Consider the following 18524-nt stretch of genomic DNA (forward strand, 5'->3'; position numbering starts at 1 on the left):
GTCATACCCCCAGTTTTTTCTTGAATTTTTCAACCAAATTCAACATGTCTTGATCCTTTATTAAAAAGAAAGCTAAAATCATATAAAAGCTTATAACAAAAATCTTTAATAAAAAATCTATTAATGTATTTGATAAAAATTCTTTATTTGAAAGATAATAATTTAAAATTGAGAAAAACATCAAAAATAGAGTATATCTCATAAACAAACTATTAATCTTTAACTTGAAATTAATGTTATATCTTTTAAGACAGACCAACATTATTATAGAATTAAACGCCATAGCAATTGTATTAGCCAATGCAATACCGCCGTGTCCTAAAATCTCCCTTAACCAAATAGAGAGAATTACACAAGCAGTAACCGAAATAAATATTGAATACAATGGTACTTTCGGTTTATTAAGTGCATAGTAAACCCTTGTGAGTACCATAATAAGACTTTGCGATACTAGCATAAAAGAAAAATAAGAGAGTGCTATTGATGTCATAAATATAGCTTCATCTCCAAAAGCGCCCCTACCAAACAGTATATCTACAATTTCTGTACTGAAAAATAATATTACTATAGAAATTGGTAAGCTAATTATCGTCATTATTTTTATAGAATTATTTACGATCTTATTCAAACTTCTTTCATCTTTATCAACTATTAACTCGCTAATTATGGGGAATATAACAATTCCTAAAGATTGTGCTATAACACCTAAGGGCAATTGTATTATCTTTTCACTGTAACTTAATGCTGCTATACTACCTTCTGACAACCCTGATGCAAGAATTCTATTTATAATTAAGTATAGTTGATTTAAAAAGAGACCCAACATTATAACTATAGATGATTTAAAAACTTCATTAGAATGCTTGTTTCTAAGATCTAATTTAATATTTAGATTAACTTTGTATAGAACAACTAACTGGAGTAATATAGTAATAAAGGACCCAATAAACATTCCATAAACTAAAGCAACACTTGCACTAATATGGTCAAAAGATAAAAACATTACTAAAATCACTGATCCATTCAGTATAACTTGTCCAATATTAGATGCAAATAGTCTTTCTTCTGCCTGAAGTAATTGTTTAAATATTTGACTTATGCCTATAAGAAAACATGCTGGTAATAAATAGATTATTATGTTTTGAGCTAAAAGCTTTGTTGGATCGTCCAATTCGGGAGCTAGCAAATTAACAACATGACCCGATAACAATAATATAACTAATATTATTACACCAAAATAAATGCAAGATTTAATAACGACGCTTGACAGAAGTTGTCTACCATTTTGCAAAGCCTTGCTTTTCTCTCTTATAAATATTGGAGTTAAAGCGTTAGCAACTGCTGCACCAAAAACAAACTGAAAAATATTTGGTAAGGTCAATGCAACATAAACTGCATCTGCTTCAAAAGATACACCTAACTCGCTTGCTATAACCGCCTCTCTTAAAAAGCCAATTACTCTGCTTAGTAATGAAATTACAGCTACAATTAAAGTAAACTTTAAAATTTTCAAATCTATCTCTCCACGCACAGAAATCTTAATTTAATAAGATTAATATGCACCTTTTCTAAGCAACACTTGAGATACTGTCTTGAATAATATTTTAATATCAAGCTTTAGACTTCGATTATAAACATAATAAAGCTCAACATTTACTCTCTCAGGATAAACAACGTCACTTCTACCACTTACTTGCCAATAGCCAGTAACTCCAGGTTTCACAGAAAGAAATTTGTCTAAATGGTCTCCATATTCTTCAAGTTCAGGCTTAACAACTGGCCGAGGGCCAACTAAACTCATTTCTCCTTTCAGAACATTAATGATTTGTGGCAATTCATCTAAACTAGTCTTCCTAAGAAAGGCTCCTAATTTAGTAATACGCGGGTCTTCATGGGGTTCAAGTTTGTAATTGTTATCAACATACTTTTGATATAGACTTGGCTCTCTTTTCAACCTGTCCTCAGCATCTATTGCCATAGAACGAAACTTATATATGTTAAACATTTCTCCATGCTTCCCTGCCCGTTCTTGTTTAAAAAGTACTGGTCCCTTTTTTGATTCAAAAAGATAAAGCATTAAAATGAACAACACAGCAGGTAAAATTAATAAGCTCATTACTAAGGCTCCGATAATATCTATTGATCTTTTTGCAAAGATATAAGTTTTTTTATCTTGAAAAATTTTCTCTTTTTCTTTTACATTATTACTTTTAAAAACTTGATCTCGAGCTCGCGATGTATCCAACATATATCCTCCCTAATTATGTAGATGCAATTTTAATTTTATCTAGATATTCTTTCATTTTTCTAATTAATTCTTCTTTCAATTCGTCATGCTGCATCGCAAACTCAATTTGTGTTAAGACAAAACCAAGTTTCTCCCCAACATCATAACGAGAGCCTTTAAAGTCATACGCATACACATTTTGAGAATCATTTAATGCTTGAATCGCATCGGTCAGTTGAATTTCCCCACTTGCACCGGTTTCTTGTTTCTCTAAGAATTGAAAGATTTCCGGCGTTAAGATGTAGCGACCCATAATCGCTAAGTTTGATGGTGCTGTTCCTTGTGCTGGTTTCTCCACAAATTGGGAAACGCCGTACAAACGACCATTTTTTGATTCAGGATCAATGATACCGTAACGGTGAGTTTCCGTATCATGAACCGACTGTACCCCAACGACCGAGCGCTTTGTTTTTTCAAATTGTTGAATCAACTGTTTTAAACATGGTGTATCCGCTTGAACAATGTCGTCCCCTAGAAGAACAGCAAATGGCTGATCACCAATGAACTTTCTCGCACACCAAACAGCATGACCAAGTCCTTTAGGTTCTTTTTGTCGAATGTAGTGAATATCAATCTTCGAGGAAGCTTCCACCTTCTCAAGCATCTCAAGCTTTCCTTTATTAAAGAGATTCTGTTCCAGTTCAAAGGAATGGTCGAAATGATCTTCAATCGCTCGCTTCCCTTTCCCTGTCACAATGATAAGATCTTCAATCCCTGACTCGATCGCTTCTTCTATGATGTATTGAATCGTAGGCTTGTCAACGATCGGAAGCATTTCTTTTGGCATTGCTTTCGTTGCGGGCAAGAACCGTGTACCAAGTCCTGCTGCTGGTATAATTGCTTTTTTGATTGTCATCATTTTGAAAACTCCCCTTTTTAATGTAACTCCGACAATAAAAAACAGTTAGAAAAATTCCTACATCATAAATGTAAGCGCTCTTCTAACTGTTTTTTGTATTGGTCGTATTGACCAGAGGCATTAAACCTCTCCTCACACCATGCCATCGGCGACCTGCGCCTAAGGTGTGTACCCTTAGCATAGCCGAGTGCCTTCATTGGTAATGGTATTGAAGACATGACCAGTTGTTCCATGTAAATAGACGCCCTCAAGAAACAAAGAATGGATTTATCCCACTTTTTTTGACATTCATCGTGTCTTTTTTTCCATTTATGACAGCGTTACTCATAATCTACCATAATTCAGAAGTTTAAGCTAGAAAACTTTTAGAAAGTTAATAACTCATTTCGCATAGTTTTAAACACACTTACAAATATTAATATCAGATCATGACTATACTCAACTTACTTACCAGACGTAAACAATACCTCTTTTCATTATTCAAGGTAAGTATCACAAATCCCTTTTTTTCGACACCGACTGTCATAAAATATGACAGGGAAATTCCCGTTACAATTGGCGGAAAATATTTGTGATTGTTAGTGCAAAGGCGTTCCTTAATGGTACATTGAAATTTTGAAAGGTTGAAAAATTTATCTTTAATATCTTTTTGTAGTATTTTTCACTGTTTCATTATGATTGTAGACAATAGATAATGAGTATCTGTTCGGTATTCTTCGGTGGAATATCAATTTAAAATTTAGTGCACTTCAATTTTTACCCCAAGTATTAATCATAGGTCTATATATATTTAAACAAATGTACATATTTTTAAAATCAGAGATATTTAGAGGCTCAAGAGATGTATTTGAACCTGAGAACTTTCTAAAGTAGAGAGGGTCATTTGACTCGCTCTACACTTGTGTTATGTCTTTTAATAATAATTGCTGGGTTCCCGCCGACCAAAGTGTAGGGAGGAACATCTTTTGTTACAACACTACCGGCAGCTACTGCACCACCTTCACCGATGGTTACTCCAGGCAGAATAACAGAATTCATACCAATCCAAACATAATCTTCTATAATTACAGGTTTTGACTCAGTAATTCTTTCTAATCGACGAATCGGATCTTCGAAATGCAGTCCGTGTCGATTGCAATCAATAATTTGAGAGTTGGCGGCGATTAAACAATTGTTTCCAATATGTATTTTCTCGTATGCATGAATACAAGAACCGTGTATACGAGTGTTGTTCCCTATTTTTATCTCTGCTCCTTCTTGACCAGTGTAAAGTTTTATTGAATTAGACATGTTAATGTGATAATCACGGTTTACAGAATTGAGCAGCACATTTTCACCAATCGTAATATTGCTGTTTTTCTTTAGACGAAGTTCCATTTTACCGTGAATAACAGCTTTTTTTCCTAAATTAACGCCTTTTTTTCTTGCTGATCTCGCATTTCTTATCCAAATTAATCGGCGTATGATTTTTTTCGTATTGTTAAACAAAATAATCGCTCCTTCTTGAGAATTTATATAAATATAATTATAACATCTATACAAATGCGATAGGTTACATAATTTTTTTATCAGACAGTTGGACGAATCTGTCTGATAAATGTCGTATTCACTAGGCAGCATAATGTTTTTTGAAATTCCATATTCGAGGGTCAGTTCCATAGCGCCAATATTTTAGATAGTGTTACAACAGGTGGAATTATGTTTGAGAACGTTAATTAATAGCCAGAGGAAAATGAACAAATCACTTTAGAAAGACCAGATTCAGCTGACCAAAAGGATCTCTTTGCTGCTTAATTAAATTTAGGGTATGATCTAGAATAGTTGATAACGCGGGGTCTTCATTTGAAGAAATTATCACTTTATACACTATCTTCTTTTTTCTTATTAGCCGGATGCTCTTCAGGGACTGATTTGAATGATGTTCAGTTTGTTCATTCCCAGTTTGTTTCTGAGCCGATGCCAACTTTTGCAATGATTCTCGAGAACGAAAACAATCAGGAGATTGATGTTGCCTACGAACTATTGTTTTTGGATGATGGAGTAAATGAATACTTTGAACATGAGAGTGCATCTATTCATGCTGAAATTCCAAATACAATTCCTGGAGACCAAGAGTTCACTTTCTCTGTTAACCTTGAAGAAGTGCCACCAGATGATATTTTAGAGAATCTGTATGATTTTGATTTGAATCTTCAAGAGTTTGATGGTGATGAGATTGTTAATGAGAGAACCATTGAAGTCAGAGCAGAATAATAAAAAAGACTAGAAGAGTTCAGGCTCTTTCTAGTCTTTATTTAAAGGAATACCCTTATTACCTTTTATGTGGTCGGCATTGTGTACATACATAAAAACACTGATCCTCTTTTATGTAATAAGATTTAATCGTGGCTTTCCTCCACCTATCAATATATAAAAATAAAAAAACAACCAGCTGATTCTTTGGTTGTTCAAATTAAATGAAACATATCGCTTATCTCAATTACCTGTTTCATTTTTGGGTGGTGAGTTAAGCTCAATTACGCTATAGTCAGTATCTTGTTTTGAGGATGAAGCATCGAAAGAATTGGATACGAGATAAAGAGAACTCACAATAAGTAAAGCTGCGATCATGGCAACTACTTGCTTCATGACTGATCAAGTCCTAAAATCGCTTTACACTTCATATCGTGCGCATACTTAGTAAAATAGGCGGTTTTTTTTAGGTCTCTACTCCGTTTATAATATTTCGAAACTTCACTGCTCATTTCATAAGCTTCATAAAAGCATTGACTTGATTCTAGTAATTCTAGGCCCTGCATAATTAACGAATTCTCTTTATCTACATATAAACCACGGGTGACCATTAGCTTCCCTTCAATATCTTTCGCATTCTTCAGTTTGGCCTCTTCTTCTAGCCACGCTAGCCCTTTTTGTTTTTTACCTAATCGTATTTCTAAATTCATAATATGATAATGAGCCTTTATAGAAATAGTTGATTTTTGAAATGCAGGATTCTCTAAAGCTTGTTTAAAGTAGGATATTGCTTCATCAAAGTTTCCTAACCAGATTCTGTTGATTCCAATATTGTATTTGGTTATAGCTTGATTATAGGGAGAAGACTTTGTATCCTCCAATAGGTCATTATACATTTCTTGAGCTTTGCTATGTTGTTGAAGCTCGCTGTATATGCCTGATAAAGTTTGCTTGCATATAAAGACATTAATCTTATAGCTGGAGTTCTTCTCAAAGAATTCTAAGGCTAGTTCAAGATAGGTATATGCGAACGTGTATTGATCAATTTGATAATAACTAATCCCAAGTTTCTGATAGAACTCAGCCTTTTCCACAGGATCTTTGACTTCTTCAATTAATCGTTCGGCAATTTTATAGGTACGTATCGCCGACTTATAGCGCTTGTGATAAAATTCAGCTCTCCCACAAACATAGTAGTACATGAATTTAAGATAATCGTCTGCCTGATTTGCAATGCCCTCCAATACACTCACATCTAAATTGGTTTTCGCTTCCTCTGGAGACACCTTCAAGATTAATAGATCATACTGCAATGAAACCAATTGATAATAAGCAAGCATTTTGTCGTCTGGTTTCATATTGGCAACCAGTACATCGACTTCTGGCTTTAATAACTTTGCTTGTTTTACATCATTTGTCTTAATACAACTATACCAATCTACGATTTGTTGTCCTACCCTCTCAACTGCTAAACCCTTCATAACTCCCCTCTTTTCTTTCTATATATACTGAAAAACCCTCGTCTGTTCAAAAGATGAGGATTTTTCAAAATAACAAAGCAGTACTACTTAGACGTGGAGCGACTCTAGGTAAATAATTAATGCTCGTGCTTACTTTCTACTGAACCAAAACTTGCAGGACCATGCTCATGCTTGTGACTTAATGAATCAAAAGTATTTGCCGTATAACTTATAGAACCTAGAACAAAAACAACCGCTAATCCAGTTAACAACTTTTTCAACTTTGATCAACCCCTAGTATTGTTTTATTACCCATTTCATTTGCATACTCTAAGAAATATAAAGCTTTTTTGTAATCATCCGCTTTTTTATAATGTTTGGAAATTTCTTCACACAGATTGCGACATTCAGAATAATACTCATGTGTTTGTAGCAAATTCAAGCCCTTTTCTATAAGCCAGTATCCCTCATTCAAGTAAAGACCACGACATATTAAAAGCTTCCCTTCAATCTCTTTCACATCTTTATTATGTACTTCTTCTTCTAATTGTTCAAGCCCCTCTGCATAGTTTCCCAACCTCATTTGTAAATTTAATACATGGTACTTTGCTTTTAAATAGATAGCTGAATTCCTAAATTCTTCAATTCGTATAGCCTTGTTAAAATGTTGAATAGCTTCGTCAAGATTGCCAACAAAGATTCTACTTAAACCCATATTGTATGTAGTGATCGCTTGATAATAAGGATATGGTTTTGATAATACTAGTAGCTCAGTATAAATCGCTTCGGCTTTCTCATATTCCTTAAGTTCACTATGAATACCTGCTAAGATTTGCTTACAAGATATGACATTCATTATATAACTAGAATCTTTTTCAAAGATCTCTAAAGCCTGTTCCAGATAGGAGAACGCAAATGTATATTGATCAATCCGATAATAACTGATTCCAAGCTTTTGATAGAATTCAGCTTTTTCTAAAGGGTCTTTTACTTTTTCAATTAACCGTTCCGCTATTTTGTATGTTCGTATAGCTGACTTATAACGTTGTTTATAAAACTCAGTCTGACCCCATACATAGTAATACATAAAGTTTAAATAATCATTTGTCTGAACGGCGATGTTTTCTAATATCGTTTCGTTTAACGCTTCTGTCTTTTCATCAGGAGCTTCTCTTAGAACCAACAAATCATACTGCAAAGAAACCAATTGATAGTAAGCTAACATTTTGTCGTCTGGTTCCATATTCGCAACCATTATATCCACTTCTGGCTTTAATAATTTTGCTTGTTTTATATCCTTTGTCATAATGCAGCTATACCACTCTACAATTTGTTGTCCTACCCTTTCGACGGCATATGTCTTCATATCCAATCCTCATTTCTTCAAATTCAATCTCTTCCAATTAGTATACAGGAAATATATTGAAATTTAAGATTTTCAAGGTTGGGAAAATGGTTGAACAAGTAAGTTTTTTACATATCTATTTTTGTCTATTAGTGTCATTTTTAGTCGAAAGGATATGGTCATACTTCATAGTCTATAAGAATAGATCTAAGTTATCACTTATGAATTCAAGGAAAATAAATTAAAGGTCGTCTACGACTTTAAGATCTTTTTCTGGTCTTTATTAATAGTACAACTCTACATTCTCTGCTAATCATCTTCAACCCTTGAAACTTTAATAGACAAACGCATTTCGTTAATAATTTATAAAGAATTATAAGAAATATAAGAAATATAAGGCTACGCATATGGAAAATGGTTGAATAGTAACGTAGGATTTTTTAGATTTCTGCCGTTTTCATCTGTGCTTACATTCATTTATAAATCAATCATTATTATTAATAATATTAAAAAGCACGTACATATAAAAAGTATGGTTGCTTTTGGCAATCTTAAAAGTTACAATTCAGATTAATCATTCGATTTTTAAATTTTTGTAAGGAGGTTAATTTATGAGTGATGTAGTCTTTGTCTCAATTTTCATTGGCGGGATTGTTCTATTGTATTTATTAGTAGAAATATCGGTTAGGACATTTTTGAAAAGTAACTCCCTTTTTTTCACTGATTGGTTCACGCCTTTGTTTGGTTTTGTTTTAAATAGCATCATTTTCTCTATACTTGCTTCTCAAGTCGATTCAATACTAATAATTGGAATTTTTCAAGGTGCACTTATAATTGCACCTACCTGCCTCGCGTTAACCATAGTTAAACTTGTGTTATATTATGCCCCGTCTCAGAAAATACAAATAAGAAAAGACCCATCTAAATAGACGGGTCTTTTTGTGTTATGAAGGGCAAGGATAACACCCAATTGGCATACTTACGTGATCGAGAATCATCACGCAACCTGGATTTTCATAACTACAACAATCTGGATCTATGCTACACTGATATTCAAACTGTGGTGACACTTTCTCATTGTTTGTGCTCATAAAATCACCTCCTATAATCTAATTAACAAGCTCTATTCCGAGTATAGCGGGCATATTGTCTAATTCTCCAAGTTCCTGTTTCAGATAAACCTGTAAGACAATTAAAAAAGTTTTCCTCGCAACTGCAAGTGTATGAACCATAAATATCCCAACACGCGTCATGCGCCGCACAACATTCATCAGTGTCGTTAATTGGTGTACCTCCACCGTAATCTGAACCTGCTTGTTGACCACAATTCGAACCGCAATGTTGCCAGTTTAAACCACCAAATGTGCAACAAGTTTCATAACATAACCAGCCAATATTTTGTAACGAAAAATCATGAGTTGTAATCTGATCTGAATGACCGACCGCAACAACCTCATCATTAGTTGAAACTTCGAGTATTTCGTATTGTCCTGATGTGCTTTTAAGAAAAGCTCGAACATCCGTTGTTATTTCACCATCCGGGTGAGTTATTTGAGCTAATTCTAAAGAAAATTTATCCTCATAAACAATATACCCATCTTGCAAAAGCGTTGGAGTCTCATCATCTGTTAGTTTCATATCCGATAATAATTCTTGATGCTGTGTTGGTACATTGTCAAAATCATATCTTTCTCTTGCAAATTGTATTAGCTTCCCTAATTTAGAGCTAAAGTCATTGGTTTCACTGAGTGTATTATAATCAGTACCGAAGATAAATTGATCTTTTTCAAGTAAAATTGTATTGCTATACATAAAATCCATCCTTTACTTTAAATTTTTTAATAGTGATTTAACCTCAGAAGAAAAACCGACATATTTCTTCCCATCAATTATGGTTAAAGGTACACCATGCACTTTCTCAGCTTGAAATTCCTCGGCATAAATATAATGATCAGAAATGTTTTTTTCAGTGTACTCCCTATCTAAAGCACTCATAAAACTTTTTAGGTAATCACAATACTTACAACCTGTTCTAGTATAAATAACTACACTCAAGACTCTCACCTCCTTATATTTATTTAAAGAGATTCTTATTCTCTTTAAGGCGGCACTCGGATTCGAACCGAGGATAAAGGTTTTGCAGACCATTGCCTTACCACTTGGCTATACCGCCACAAATTTATCCCAGAGCCTTTTTCTTTGTAAATCTTACTTTCACTTCTTCAGAGAAATTAAAATACTCCTTATCGTCAACAATACTTAAAGGCACACCTCGACCACCTAGTTCTAAAAATACATCACGATAGAACTAGTTATTAGTTAGATTTTTTCAGTTTAACTAATTGATTATTCCGATAATAAATTCTTTGAGATACGCGCAAAACTTGCATCCTTCTTGGATATAGATAGTAACCATTTTTCACTGCCCCTTTCCTATCCATTAAAGAGAATCGAAAATAACAAAAGTAAACAAGAACTTGATACTTTTAATAATCTCTTTAAAAAAACGTTTACTTTGGCATCAAATAAGAATCGCAAATCATATTACTGTAAATTCCCCATTAAACGATCTCGTATTACTTTATTTTGTCAATTCACTTTATAAATGAGATACTTTTGTCTCTTTAATGACAAAGGGGGTCTTTTAATGTCTGTAAACAAAGGTAATGTTCAAGTTTTTCTGGCTAAATTAAAGAAAATTAGCAATCCTATCATGATTAGATTTCTCAACGAAGAAGAAAATTTGATATTAGTCAAAAAATATATTGCTAATCCTAGCAAAGAGAATATGAAAATTTTAGATGATGAATTTCGATTCTATTTTTACAAGGTTAAATTAATCCACTATATGACGAAACTTGTTGAGCACTATGTATATGATTCTAAAAAACGTTATGCCAGATTTCATAACCGCAACATTTTGATTTTAGATGATGAAAGAGAAAATTCGAATAACAGTCTACATGATTATTTGTTATTTAAAAGCAGTACCTTATTAAGTAATCAAAATAATGAATGTTTATCTCTCCTAGATTGTATAGAAGATAAATACCTTTATAAATTACTAAAAAACCTCAAACAAAAACACTTGAAGATACTAGACCTATTTTACATTTATGATATGAAAAATCATGAAATCGCTCAATTTTTCGGTGATTCACCACAATACATTTCAACTACGCACCGGAATATTATTAAGAGACTATATCAAAATTTGGAGTGTGGAGAGCATGGATAATGTATGTGAGTATATATTAGATAAAGTTGATTTAAAAATTAAGAAGTCGGTAGGCACAATTCCACAACACTACCAAGAAGATGTTGAACAAGATATTAAAGAAAAAATATGCACATCTGCAGATAAAATTAAGTTTGAGGACGTGCCTGGATTTTTCAGTTTTGTTGAAGATCAATTAGGAGAGTGGGATAACGATGAATAATCAAATTGAAAACACTTTAGCATGCATAGTTTCCTTACACCAAACACTTTCAATATGTTCTAAATGTTTAGAATGCTGCAATGAAAAAGACAGGGTTATATATGGGGGTTTGGCTCAAGACACGGCTAAAATGATCTATAAACTTAAAAATAATTTAGATAAATTAGAATAATTTCAGTTTTAGTTGTTTATAAAATTATGCGTATTCTCTCCTTTTAAGTTAAGGAGGTGATGGATTTGATTGAAAACGCAGATACCTTCGCAATGTTAGTTGGTAATTTTGGTTTCCCTATATTAGTGGCGGTCTATTTATTAGTACGTTTTGAAAGGAAAATTAATCTCTTAGCTTCTGTAATTAGGGAGAACAATCATAAAGTCGAGTCTATTAATAGGGAAATTGCGAAAGATGAATAGCTCCACGGAAGCCGGTCATTTACCCTTGACCGGCTTTGTTTAATAATGAAAGATATAACAACTAATTCACACGGGGAAATCATACAAAGATTCAACTTGCCGCCCTCTTTTTTCATGCATTTCACTTTAATGATAATAAAGAAAAACCACTGCGCTGCAGCGGTTTTCCTTTATTCTTATTTCACTTCTTCTACTTCTACTAAGCGGACATTGTCCAATTCCATTCCATAGGGAACTGCTAGTTGTGCATCTCCGGATCGTCGTCCAAAGCCAAACATAAGACTGTAATCCCCATTTTCGTCTACTTCAATGATCGCTTCATGGGTTTCCATTTCCGTTCCAATGGAGTGTCGCTTTATCCCTGATTGACTGCCGACTAATTCGGTATTTAGAAAGCGTGGGGTATCGGAACGCATATCAAAGGCTAGTTTGTACACACCTTCTGGCACTTCTAGATTTTGAAACAGTTGAATGTGCCACCATTCCCAACCGACCTGCTGAACCGTTGTTCGCAAGGTTTCTTGTTCAATGGCGAAATCGGCTAAACCCGCCCAGCCTTCATACCAGCCTTGGTTGTGGATATTCCACGTATCCGACAATTGGTCAGACGTACCAAGCTCTGTTGTTTCTGTAAAGGCACCATCTCGCACTAGGTTTTCTCCTATTTCAACCCATTCCCGATCGTCTGGTTCTCCTGGCTGAGGATAGTTCGCGCCTACTTCTTCATACACGCGAACATAATCTACAACGACTTCACCCGGAAATTCAGTAGTTGCGTCTGGTTCACCACCGTACCATCCACCAACAGCTAAATTTAAAATGAGAAAGAATTCTTGATCAAACGGTGCTGGATACTCGCCGTTATCAGAATGCCATTCGGTTAATCGTGTATACAAATTTCCGTTTACATACCAGCGAAGCTCTCCTGGCTCCCACTCTACGCTATACACGTTGAAATCCGTTGTGGATTGACCCTCTGGAAAACGATAAGCTCCTCCTGAATATTGATTGTTTGGCCACTGACCTCCGTAATGAATCGCTGCGCCAACTTCATCGGTTTCAGAGCCGCGATTTTCCATAATATCAATTTCTCCTGATAACGCCCATCCTCCGTAAATATCTTCTTCAGGCATCATCCAAAAAGCAGGCCAGTACCCTTGACCTTCTGGTAGCTTCATTCTTGCTTCAAACTTTCCGTATGCTTGACTGAATAAGCCATTCGTTTGAACTTTACCTGACGTGAAGTCATACGTACCGTGCTCATCTGTAACGGTCTCTTCTTCGGCACGAAGGACAAGGTGCCCATCTCTTATTTCCACATTTTCTTCTTGATAGGATTGTGATTCATTATTCCCCCATCCCGGGAAGTACTCTCCTCCTGAATAAAACCCGTTACCTGTATCGATGTTCCACTTGGAGCGATCTAATTCCGTGCCTTCAAACTCATCATTCCAGACGAGTTCCCATTCTCGGTCTGGTTCGTTATCGCCAATCCCACCAATTCTATTTATGGATACATTGTCTATCGTAATCGTGTGAGGACGGTTTTCTGTATGGTTTTCACCATTTCGAACATTCCCCAATAAAAACATAAGCTGTAGGTCGCTTTGCTGAAACAATGAAAATTCAATTCGTTTCGTATCGGTGTCGGTTGTGACATCAAAGGCATGTTTCGGATTGTTGGAAAGCCCATTAAGCTCAATTTCAATCGGTCGTTCCATTGTGGATGACACATCAAAACGTAATTCATAGACGCTTCCTCCAGCAAGAGAAATTCCTTCTTGAAACAATTGATTTGACCAGCTAATCGGAATGTTCCAATCAGGGTGCATACCAGCAATTTGGTGAATGTGCATGTTCCCTGCTCCATTCTCAACCGAAAATGTTGACTGCCCGCCTTCACCATCCCACGTATCCCAATGCGCTGTTCCCTCGGAAAAATCGCCATTCCGTACAAGATTCTCGCCTGTGCTAGGGGATTCATCGCTTTCTTGTTCAAGTGTATACGGCAACTGTAGATTCGAAGCGAGCTCTGGTGCATTTACTTTGATCTCTGCATCGCCATTCCCAAATCTCATCGACACTTCAACCTGAATCTTACCGTTTTCAAATGCTTTGTAAGCATCTCCCTCCACATGAACCAATTCTCTTGTAAATTGTTCATACGAGCCTTCCTCTAAAACCCCATCTGTCGCTATTAAATCTGTTTCCTCTACTCGGTCCCACTGCCCATCTCCATTAAAGTCATAGGAAACACGTGCATCGATCCCGATACCGACTGCTGTCCCATTTAAGAATAAATCTGCAACAGCTGTACCGCTTCCATCATACGATCCACTTATCTGTTCGATTAAATAGACATTCCCCTCCCCAGATGCACGGATCGTATCTGCTTTTAACCCTGTCCCTTGGACACTCGACAATGAGCGCTCCCCGTCTTGTTCTACTAAATAGAGTGTATTAAATAAAGTTGAAGCTTCCGTATTGTTACTCGTTGTTGTAGGAATGAACAATAAAGCCACCATAAAGAATAAGAACCACTTTCGTTTCATACTAATGCCTCCTTTATTCAATTTTTATAAAAGCGCTTACATAAGCGCCCCCACTTAACGAAAGCGCTTTCGTTAACCGTATCCTACTTCTATGAATCTTTCAATTGGGAAAATAGCAAAGTAGACATTTACTTAAAAAACTCGCCACTAGAGTAACGGTGGCGAGGTGTTGTATTATATCTAATTTGTTGCTCTCAATCTTTAAAACGACCATATTAACGTACAACCAGTCTTGCCTGATTAACTAGCTTCTAAAACGTCCTCTGCATCGAAATGAAAATGATGATCTTCTATAAACGGATTGTTCACATTAGACGGCACAGATACTGTTGCTAGAACTAACCCGAAAGGTGAGGCTCTCTTACTATGAACAACGGTGAAGGGTACACCTAATTTTATTGCGGTCTTAACATAGAAGGCGTACTGGTTGTAAGGCTTAGAGCCATTAATCCAGAGACGTAAATCGTTGTCCTTTTCCATTTCTTCAAGCACTGCTTTGTAGATCTTTCCACTGTTTAATTGTTCTGTTGTTATCGCGATAACAACACGTTCATAAATGGCATTTAAGAAAAGTCTCTTTTCATCAATAAGCAGTTGGGGCTTTCCATAAATCTGTTGAAGAATATGCTCATATACATTCATTCATGTTCCCCCTTACATAGTAGGTTCAAATAGATATGGTGCCGCTACCGACTATGCTGGTTTCTCTATCGTTTTTAACGGTCGTTTTTTATTCTTTACCTTTTCTTCAATCGCTGGTGTAAAACGATCGACGCCCAAACGCCCAGCGTTATGCTTGCTTACTAATAACGGAATGGTCATCAGAAGCATAAGTGGATTCGTTGATACAGTTCCAGCCAGCAAGAAAGATGTATTCATGACCCCTCCGAAAAATCCAGCCGTTTTCGTGAAAAGACCAATGATCAAAGCGATTCCGACGAACACCTCACCCCACATAACCATAAAACTAAACAAGTCTGCATAAGGGATCGCTACGTTTTCAAGAAAAGCTACGTACAACGGGTAGGCTACTTCTTCCGTACCTCCTTTTAAAACCGGATTGGCTGCGGCTGCTTGTAAAAATCCACCTGCGTTAAATTCTCCTCCCATCACTTTTCCGATACCTGAGCTAAACCACATCCACCCTAAAGCTATACGTAAAACCGTTAGTGCTACTTGAGCTAATTTAGATGATTGCAAGAACTGTAACATGGTTTTTCCTCCTTTGTGAATGTTTTCACATTCTCTTTATACTCTTAGTATACACGCTTTCATGAATTTGTGAATAAATTCACAAACTAATTCACATATTGTTCATAGTTTTGTTTACCTTGCTACTTTTAAACAATGAAATAACCGTATTTCTATCTTATGAGAATCATCCATTTGAAAAAACACATAAAAAAAAGCCCCTTCATAAGAAGGAGCTTCCACATTATTATCCAAGTAACTGAAGTACTTGTTGTGGTTGTTGGTTTGCTTGAGCAAGCATAGATTGAGAAGCTTGAGAAAGAATGTTTTGCTTCGTGAATTCCATGATTTCTTTCGCCATATCAACGTCACGGATACGAGATTCTGCAGCTGAAAGATTTTCAGAAGCGTTATCAAGGTTATTAATTGTGTGCTCTAAACGGTTTTGGTTCGCACCAAGTTTAGAACGTTCTGATGATACAGTATCAAGAGCTGTTTGAATTGCTGTGATCGCTTCATCAGCAGCCGCTTGAGAAGAAACGTCAATACCACTTGCAGCTACATTATTGTCAGCATCGTCTTCATCAATAACAGCGTTTGTACCTACACCAAGAGTTTCTGCATCAAAAGCTCCGATAGAAAGAGAGATATTTTGACCTGCATTAGCACCGATGTGGAATGTACCTTCGAAATCACCAGTCAAAAGTTTCTTATTATTGAACTCTGTATCGTTAGAGATACGTGTAATTTCTTCAGCAAGTGCATCTACTTCTTTTTGAATTTCTGCACGATCTTCATCAGTAGCAGTGTCATTGGCAGATTGTACTGCTAACTCACGCATACGTTGAAGGATTGAGTGTGTTTCGTTTAAAGCACCTTCAGCTGTTTGGATCATAGAGATACCATCTTGAGCGTTACGGCTCGCTTGATCTAAACCACGAACTTGCGCGCGCATTTTTTCAGAGATTGCTAGACCTGCTGCGTCATCGCCTGCACGGTTAATACGAAGACCTGAAGATAATTTTTCTTGTGCTTTTGCTGCCATTCCTTGGTTTACGCCAAGTTGACGGTGAGCGTTCATTGCGCTCAAATTGTTGTTGATAATCATTATTCAACACATCCTTATGTTTTTTTGATCTCCACATCCGTTTGGAGATTGTCTTGCGGTGTTGCTACTCTATATATCGAACGGATTTTTAAGATGTTTATAGTTTTTTAAAAGATTTTTTGTGATAGCCTGAAAACAATTAAAAACCCCTGACACATTGGTCAAGGGCTCTCCATTTATTGTTGTTTACGATTGTGGATCGGCTTCAACGACATCGCCATTTTTATAGACGTTGTAGAATCCGACTGTGCCGGAGCCGCCGCTATCAATTAAGTCTTGGCTTTGTGCTTTAAGGGAGTAGAAGTGGTTCCCTTCTGAATCTTCTCTTAAGACACCGTCACTACTAAAGATGAGGTCATCATTTTGAAGTGCCTCTTCTGCATAGTGAATCGCTGTTTCTACTGGGAATTGTTCGACATCGTACTCTGAGAACAGCGCTACCCACGTATTGATGCCAACAATGCCGTCAGCAATCAGTCCGTGTTCGGCTTGAAAGGCTTTGACTTGTTCTTCCGTGTTTGGTCCAAATACCCCGTCAACCTCGGTTTCAAATCCAGCTTGGCTGATCGTAAATTGAACAAAGTCAACTTCATTTCCATACATACCTGTGCTACCTTGGGTAAGCGTCGGCTGGTGTTCTGGGGCGATGTTTAATACGTTTTCATACTCATTTTGTTCATCTGTTGCCTGTACCATTTGATCATCGGAGGCGGATGCGTGCTGCATGGGAAGTGGTGCTGCTACAAGCGCAACCGCCGGAACAATAGCGAACCATTTCTTATTCATCTCGATCTCCTCCTATTTTTGAACTTATAGGATGGCTACCTTCCTAGAGGCAGAACGAAACGTCTTTAGCAATGGTTACATACTTTTTTAGGTTGCTTGAATCTTCTACACAAGCTTGAGATGTGGACACGCTTCACAGTATTCCCTCTTTCCGACTTTATAATTAAAGCAGCAAGTGCGCCTTTTTGGTGCTTCCACGTCAGGGTTATGCAAGTAGAGAAAGGAGCGAATTGGATTCTTCTTACATGCAAATAGGGCTCCATCTGCTTGTTGTAAAAATGTAAAATCGTCGATGATGCGTTGCTTTACAATGGGGCTTATGTCTTTCGAAAGCATTTTGCGATAAATGGAATTGATACGGACAGCCACGTTTTCCCACAGTATGTTATAGGGCGCAGAAGAGACTTGTTTCATTGTCACGAGTAATGGCGTGAGATGATCTGCGAATAATTCAGACAGCAACGTTTGCCGCATGGTTGTTCGATTCTCAATTGGGATAGTTAGCCACAGCTTGTCTGCATGAGGGATAGACAACTGACGCCCGTTTTCACTTACGTACATTTGATCTGGCGGTAAGCGCAAGACAGCATCAGCGCTTGCCAAGTGATAAAGGGTAGAAGCAGCCACTATTCTGGCATAATGCTTTAGAAAAAGCGAGGCGGCAATCTTTAAATCCGATGTGCCGCAGCTTGCCATGTAACTCTCTAGAAAAGAACGACAGCCCGCTTCTTCAACTAAATAGGATAATCGTCTATATTGTTCATTCGGTTCTTCTTTGTTTATAAAAAATGTGTGGTACTCATCTAGCTGGGTCGTGTCCATTTATAGCCAACACCTTTTTATCAAGTTT

At 36.3% G+C, this 18524-nt stretch carries 23 protein-coding genes and 1 tRNA gene; 5 read left to right on the forward strand and 19 right to left on the reverse strand.

The window, feature by feature from the left end; translation table 11 throughout:
* Window position 1 precedes the first annotated feature (1 nt).
* The 5 genes from murJ to E2L03_RS20890 all read right to left on the reverse strand — a co-directional run bounded on the left by murJ (window position 2) and on the right by E2L03_RS20890 (window position 4634).
* Complete coding sequence (murJ, locus tag E2L03_RS17275; protein ID WP_166740355.1) at window positions 2-1513, reverse strand: murein biosynthesis integral membrane protein MurJ; 1512 nt, start codon at window positions 1511-1513, stop codon at window positions 2-4.
* A gap of 39 nt (window positions 1514-1552) precedes the next feature.
* Window positions 1553-2248 (reverse strand): sugar transferase, encoded by a 696-nt coding sequence (locus E2L03_RS17280; RefSeq protein WP_134259853.1) that lies wholly within the window; start codon window positions 2246-2248, stop codon window positions 1553-1555.
* A 13-nt stretch (window positions 2249-2261) separates the two neighbouring features.
* Complete coding sequence (gene galU / locus E2L03_RS17285; RefSeq protein ID WP_134259855.1) at window positions 2262-3146, reverse strand: UTP--glucose-1-phosphate uridylyltransferase GalU; 885 nt, start codon at window positions 3144-3146, stop codon at window positions 2262-2264.
* 62 nt (window positions 3147-3208) lie between these two features.
* Window positions 3209-3379 carry a hypothetical protein gene (locus E2L03_RS20580; RefSeq protein ID WP_166740356.1) on the reverse strand — a complete coding sequence of 57 codons (171 nt, stop codon included), beginning with the start codon at window positions 3377-3379 and terminating at the stop codon, window positions 3209-3211.
* Window positions 3380-4025: 646 nt separating this feature from the next.
* Complete coding sequence (locus E2L03_RS20890) at window positions 4026-4634, reverse strand: acyltransferase (RefSeq protein WP_166740357.1); 609 nt, start codon at window positions 4632-4634, stop codon at window positions 4026-4028.
* Window positions 4635-4988: 354 nt separating this feature from the next.
* Between E2L03_RS20890 and E2L03_RS17295 the strand changes: the two genes are divergently transcribed.
* A complete protein-coding gene (locus tag E2L03_RS17295) occupies window positions 4989-5399 on the forward strand; it encodes a hypothetical protein (RefSeq protein ID WP_134259859.1) in 411 nt (136 codons plus the stop codon).
* A 222-nt stretch (window positions 5400-5621) separates the two neighbouring features.
* Here the strand turns inward: E2L03_RS17295 and E2L03_RS20585 are convergent, their stop codons facing one another.
* The 4 genes from E2L03_RS20585 to E2L03_RS17305 form a co-directional block, all read right to left on the reverse strand.
* A complete protein-coding gene (locus E2L03_RS20585; protein WP_160319301.1) occupies window positions 5622-5774 on the reverse strand; it encodes a hypothetical protein in 153 nt (50 codons plus the stop codon).
* Window positions 5771-6859, reverse strand: a complete 1089-nt coding sequence (locus E2L03_RS17300; RefSeq protein ID WP_055736714.1) for a Rap family tetratricopeptide repeat protein — start codon at window positions 6857-6859, stop codon at window positions 5771-5773. Before E2L03_RS17300 ends, E2L03_RS20585 begins: the two co-directional genes overlap by 4 nt.
* 116 nt (window positions 6860-6975) lie before the next feature.
* Entirely contained in the window at window positions 6976-7119 is a 144-nt protein-coding gene (locus E2L03_RS20590; protein ID WP_160319300.1) for a hypothetical protein, read from the reverse strand.
* Window positions 7116-8204, reverse strand: coding sequence for a Rap family tetratricopeptide repeat protein (locus tag E2L03_RS17305; RefSeq protein WP_055736713.1), 1089 nt, complete (start codon window positions 8202-8204; stop codon window positions 7116-7118). Before E2L03_RS17305 ends, E2L03_RS20590 begins: the two co-directional genes overlap by 4 nt.
* Before the next feature lie 590 nt (window positions 8205-8794).
* Here E2L03_RS17305 and E2L03_RS17310 point away from each other — a divergent pair.
* Window positions 8795-9112, forward strand: a complete 318-nt coding sequence (locus E2L03_RS17310; protein ID WP_134259861.1) for a hypothetical protein — start codon at window positions 8795-8797, stop codon at window positions 9110-9112.
* Between the two features lie 15 nt (window positions 9113-9127).
* Here E2L03_RS17310 and E2L03_RS20595 read toward each other — a convergent pair whose 3' ends face one another.
* The 4 genes from E2L03_RS20595 to E2L03_RS17325 all read right to left on the reverse strand — a co-directional run bounded on the left by E2L03_RS20595 (window position 9128) and on the right by E2L03_RS17325 (window position 10356).
* A complete protein-coding gene (locus tag E2L03_RS20595) occupies window positions 9128-9274 on the reverse strand; it encodes a hypothetical protein (RefSeq protein ID WP_166740358.1) in 147 nt (48 codons plus the stop codon).
* 22 nt (window positions 9275-9296) lie between these two features.
* Entirely contained in the window at window positions 9297-9995 is a 699-nt protein-coding gene (locus E2L03_RS17315; protein ID WP_134259863.1) for a phospholipase A2 family protein, read from the reverse strand.
* 12 nt (window positions 9996-10007) lie between these two features.
* Window positions 10008-10238 carry a glutaredoxin family protein gene (locus E2L03_RS17320; protein ID WP_166740359.1) on the reverse strand — a complete coding sequence of 77 codons (231 nt, stop codon included), beginning with the start codon at window positions 10236-10238 and terminating at the stop codon, window positions 10008-10010.
* Window positions 10239-10285: 47 nt separating this feature from the next.
* Window positions 10286-10356: transfer RNA gene (locus E2L03_RS17325), tRNA-Cys, on the reverse strand.
* 474 nt (window positions 10357-10830) lie between these two features.
* Between E2L03_RS17325 and E2L03_RS17330 the strand changes: the two genes are divergently transcribed.
* From E2L03_RS17330 to E2L03_RS17340, 3 genes are all read left to right on the forward strand, one after another.
* Window positions 10831-11421 (forward strand): sigma-70 RNA polymerase sigma factor region 4 domain-containing protein, encoded by a 591-nt coding sequence (locus tag E2L03_RS17330; RefSeq protein ID WP_134259865.1) that lies wholly within the window; start codon window positions 10831-10833, stop codon window positions 11419-11421.
* Entirely contained in the window at window positions 11414-11623 is a 210-nt protein-coding gene (locus E2L03_RS17335; RefSeq protein WP_134259867.1) for a hypothetical protein, read from the forward strand. Before E2L03_RS17330 ends, E2L03_RS17335 begins: the two co-directional genes overlap by 8 nt.
* Window positions 11624-11854: 231 nt before the next feature.
* Window positions 11855-12037, forward strand: a complete 183-nt coding sequence (locus E2L03_RS17340; RefSeq protein ID WP_134259869.1) for a YvrJ family protein — start codon at window positions 11855-11857, stop codon at window positions 12035-12037.
* A 176-nt stretch (window positions 12038-12213) separates the two neighbouring features.
* On the opposite strand, the gene E2L03_RS17345 is transcribed toward E2L03_RS17340, so the two are convergent.
* The 6 genes from E2L03_RS17345 to E2L03_RS17370 all read right to left on the reverse strand — a co-directional run bounded on the left by E2L03_RS17345 (window position 12214) and on the right by E2L03_RS17370 (window position 18496).
* A complete protein-coding gene (locus tag E2L03_RS17345) occupies window positions 12214-14589 on the reverse strand; it encodes a family 16 glycosylhydrolase (RefSeq protein ID WP_134259871.1) in 2376 nt (791 codons plus the stop codon).
* A 240-nt stretch (window positions 14590-14829) separates the two neighbouring features.
* Window positions 14830-15231: a DUF1694 domain-containing protein gene (locus tag E2L03_RS17350; RefSeq protein ID WP_134259873.1), complete on the reverse strand. Its 402-nt coding sequence runs from the start codon at window positions 15229-15231 to the stop codon at window positions 14830-14832.
* 51 nt (window positions 15232-15282) lie between these two features.
* Window positions 15283-15801 carry a DoxX family protein gene (locus tag E2L03_RS17355; RefSeq protein WP_134259875.1) on the reverse strand — a complete coding sequence of 173 codons (519 nt, stop codon included), beginning with the start codon at window positions 15799-15801 and terminating at the stop codon, window positions 15283-15285.
* A gap of 226 nt (window positions 15802-16027) precedes the next feature.
* Window positions 16028-16888, reverse strand: coding sequence for a flagellin Hag (gene hag / locus E2L03_RS17360; protein WP_134259877.1), 861 nt, complete (start codon window positions 16886-16888; stop codon window positions 16028-16030).
* Window positions 16889-17074: 186 nt separating this feature from the next.
* The gene (locus tag E2L03_RS17365; protein ID WP_134259879.1) at window positions 17075-17674 is read right to left on the reverse strand and encodes a peptidoglycan-binding domain-containing protein; all 600 of its coding nucleotides are present in this window, start codon (window positions 17672-17674) and stop codon (window positions 17075-17077) included.
* 105 nt (window positions 17675-17779) lie between these two features.
* Window positions 17780-18496: an IucA/IucC family C-terminal-domain containing protein gene (locus E2L03_RS17370; RefSeq protein ID WP_134260218.1), complete on the reverse strand. Its 717-nt coding sequence runs from the start codon at window positions 18494-18496 to the stop codon at window positions 17780-17782.
* Window positions 18497-18524 lie beyond the last annotated feature (28 nt).

This window comes from Shouchella oshimensis (assembly GCF_004375095.1).
GTDB lineage: Bacteria > Bacillota > Bacilli > Bacillales > Bacillaceae_D > Shouchella > Shouchella oshimensis.

Coding starts and splice junctions, on each gene's coding strand:
- E2L03_RS17280 (WP_134259853.1), bottom strand. CDS start 2,248: ATGTTGGATACATCGCGAGCTCGAGATCAAGTTTTTAAAAGTAATAAT.
- galU (WP_134259855.1), bottom strand. CDS start 3,146: ATGATGACAATCAAAAAAGCAATTATACCAGCAGCAGGACTTGGTACA.
- E2L03_RS20580 (WP_166740356.1), bottom strand. CDS start 3,379: ATGGAACAACTGGTCATGTCTTCAATACCATTACCAATGAAGGCACTC.
- E2L03_RS20585 (WP_160319301.1), bottom strand. CDS start 5,774: ATGAAGCAAGTAGTTGCCATGATCGCAGCTTTACTTATTGTGAGTTCT.
- E2L03_RS17300 (WP_055736714.1), bottom strand. CDS start 6,859: ATGAAGGGTTTAGCAGTTGAGAGGGTAGGACAACAAATCGTAGATTGG.
- E2L03_RS17305 (WP_055736713.1), bottom strand. CDS start 8,204: ATGAAGACATATGCCGTCGAAAGGGTAGGACAACAAATTGTAGAGTGG.
- E2L03_RS17310 (WP_134259861.1), top strand. CDS start 8,795: ATGAGTGATGTAGTCTTTGTCTCAATTTTCATTGGCGGGATTGTTCTA.
- E2L03_RS20595 (WP_166740358.1), bottom strand. CDS start 9,274: ATGAGCACAAACAATGAGAAAGTGTCACCACAGTTTGAATATCAGTGT.
- E2L03_RS17315 (WP_134259863.1), bottom strand. CDS start 9,995: ATGTATAGCAATACAATTTTACTTGAAAAAGATCAATTTATCTTCGGT.
- E2L03_RS17330 (WP_134259865.1), top strand. CDS start 10,831: ATGTCTGTAAACAAAGGTAATGTTCAAGTTTTTCTGGCTAAATTAAAG.
- E2L03_RS17335 (WP_134259867.1), top strand. CDS start 11,414: ATGGATAATGTATGTGAGTATATATTAGATAAAGTTGATTTAAAAATT.
- E2L03_RS17340 (WP_134259869.1), top strand. CDS start 11,855: ATGGATTTGATTGAAAACGCAGATACCTTCGCAATGTTAGTTGGTAAT.
- E2L03_RS17345 (WP_134259871.1), bottom strand. CDS start 14,589: ATGAAACGAAAGTGGTTCTTATTCTTTATGGTGGCTTTATTGTTCATT.
- E2L03_RS17350 (WP_134259873.1), bottom strand. CDS start 15,231: ATGAATGTATATGAGCATATTCTTCAACAGATTTATGGAAAGCCCCAA.
- E2L03_RS17355 (WP_134259875.1), bottom strand. CDS start 15,801: ATGTTACAGTTCTTGCAATCATCTAAATTAGCTCAAGTAGCACTAACG.
- hag (WP_134259877.1), bottom strand. CDS start 16,888: ATGATTATCAACAACAATTTGAGCGCAATGAACGCTCACCGTCAACTT.
- E2L03_RS17365 (WP_134259879.1), bottom strand. CDS start 17,674: ATGAATAAGAAATGGTTCGCTATTGTTCCGGCGGTTGCGCTTGTAGCA.
- E2L03_RS17370 (WP_134260218.1), bottom strand. CDS start 18,496: ATGGACACGACCCAGCTAGATGAGTACCACACATTTTTTATAAACAAA.